The sequence below is a fragment of the Methanosaeta sp. UBA356 genome (assembly GCF_002496465.1).
Classification (GTDB): domain Archaea; phylum Halobacteriota; class Methanosarcinia; order Methanotrichales; family Methanotrichaceae; genus Methanothrix; species Methanothrix soehngenii.
In genome coordinates this window covers 2,820-4,825 of the sequence record NZ_DAKC01000002.1, presented here as the reverse complement: position 1 = coordinate 4,825, position 2,006 = coordinate 2,820, and the positions used below count along the sequence as shown (strand labels likewise).

The 2,006-nt window shown below is 55.1% G+C and carries 3 protein-coding genes; all 3 read left to right on the top strand.

Going from position 1 to position 2,006, the window contains the following annotated elements; genetic code table 11:
• The first annotated feature begins 3 nt into the window (after nucleotides 1-3).
• Nucleotides 4-876 (top strand): tetrahydromethanopterin S-methyltransferase subunit E, encoded by an 873-nt coding sequence (gene mtrE, locus BP727_RS00105; RefSeq protein WP_342766258.1) that lies wholly within the window; start codon nucleotides 4-6, stop codon nucleotides 874-876.
• Entirely contained in the window at nucleotides 873-1,562 is a 690-nt protein-coding gene (gene mtrD, locus BP727_RS00100) for a tetrahydromethanopterin S-methyltransferase subunit D (RefSeq protein ID WP_286856661.1), read from the top strand. Before mtrE ends, mtrD begins: the two co-directional genes overlap by 4 nt.
• Before the next feature lies 1 nt (nucleotide 1,563).
• A partial coding sequence (gene mtrC / locus BP727_RS00095) for a tetrahydromethanopterin S-methyltransferase subunit MtrC (protein WP_286856659.1) occupies nucleotides 1,564-2,006 on the top strand: 443 nt, incomplete at its 3' end.

Below are 2,006 nucleotides of genomic sequence, written 5' to 3'. Positions count from 1 at the left end.
GCAATGGGAGCCCTTGCGACGGTTGCTGGTGCCTCTGAAGATATAGAATCCGATGTAGGATCTCAGAGCAATCCCAACTCGCAAGTTCAGCTGGCTGCCCAGGTCGGCAACCCCCACAGGATTTATAATAAGGCCATCTCGGGCGAACCCCCGGCCAATGCCCTGTGGTGTGCCACGGCAGCTATGGTGGCCTATACGCTTATTACGGCCTTCCAGATGCCCGCATTGATGGCCCTGGTAGCAGGCGCATCCGTTGCCGCTTTATTCAACGGTGTCTTCTCAATGAGTGCCTACTTTGGTAGGAACTCCAGCCAGGCCAGGTTCAACCAGTGGGTCTATCTGGATATCGTCAGGTACACCACGCCATCGATTATGGCGCATGCCTGGATAACATCATTCTGTATTGCAACTATATCGTATATCATGGTATATATGCTGCCAACGCCGCATCCCTTCCCAATGCCCATCATCGCATTGATCTGGGGGCTGGCTGTCGGTGCCATCGGCTCATCTGTGGGCGATATTCATTATGGCGGCGAGAGAGAGTTCCAGAACAGGCAGTTCGGCTGCGGTCTGAACACCATGCTCTCCGGCCAGATCGTGAGGAAGGCCGAGGCAGGTCTCAGAAATTCCATAGACAACGCCTGGTTCTGCACCAAATTTGGCGGACCGGCCACTGGAATGGGATTCGGCCTGACGGTCTTCTTGGATAACTGGAGGACGACGGTATTCGATCCTGTGACCCAGGCTTCTTATGCCATTCTCATGGGTGTCTTCTTCATCATCGTCGAGGTCGCCTATAACTTCTACATAGAGAGATCCGCCAGGAGAAAGTACGGAGCTTATCCGGAGTACAAGGGGGATATAGCAGCATGAACTTCGATGCTTATACTATTGTTTATATTCTGGAGATCCTCGTGGGCGGGCTGTTGGTCGGGATTGGCGTTCACTTCGTCCCTGTGGGCGGTGCGCCTGCGGCCATGGCCCAGGCAGCAGGCATCGGCACGGGCACAGTGCAGCTCGCAGCCGGGTCAGGCCTGACTGGTCTCTTAGCTGCCGGCCTGATGATGTCAGTTACAGATAACATCTGGATCATTCTGGCCTCAGGAGCTGTCGGCGCAGGGATCATGATAGGCTCTACTATGCTCACAGGCTCCTGGATCTACGCTTATGCGGTTGGTGCTCCCTTTGCCTCGGCCAAGGTCAACTACGATCCCATAACCGGATTTTCCCAGCCGCCCTATGTGGCTCCGGGAACAGTCGGCCAGGGCATTCCCACCATCTGCTTTGTCAGCGGCCTTATCGGCGGCATGATGGGCGGCCTGGGCGGTGCCATGATCTATTATCCCCTCTATCTGATCAACGGCAATGCCGCTTTGAGCGCCATGTTCGCCATCGGCATATTCCTGGTGAACGCTGTGATTGCCTCCTGGAACATCCAGGGAACCATCGAGGGCTTCCATGATCCGAAGTTCAAGAAGTGGCCCTTCGCCTTCAGAGCCTGTGCTATCGCCAGCATTCTGCTCGCTTTAGCATCAGTGTTGATCACCGGAGGTGCCTGAAATGTCCTTAGGAGGAGCTGCAGGCGGAGCGCCGTCTGCGTTTGACCCCAAGAAGCTGAGAATATACGGCCTGGTGGGCTCTGTGGTGGGAATATATCTGGGAGCAATTCTCAATTCCGCCCTTAACACTGAGGTGTTCTCCTTTATCGGAGCTGTGGCTGCCATATTCGCTGTAGTCATGGGCGCCAATGCGGTGCGAAGAGTCTGCGCTTACGGTATTGGTACCGGAGTTCCCTCGATCGGCATGCTCGCTTTGGGCATGGGCATCATCGCTGTCATGTTCGGACTCTCCGTAGCGGAAACACTGGGATTCGGAATGCTCGGCCCGATCATCACTCTGGTCTATGCCGGCATCTTCGGTTACATTATTGGAGTCATCGCCAATAAGGTCATCAAGTTCAACATCCCGGTGATGGAAGAAGGCAATGCCGATCTTTCCATGGC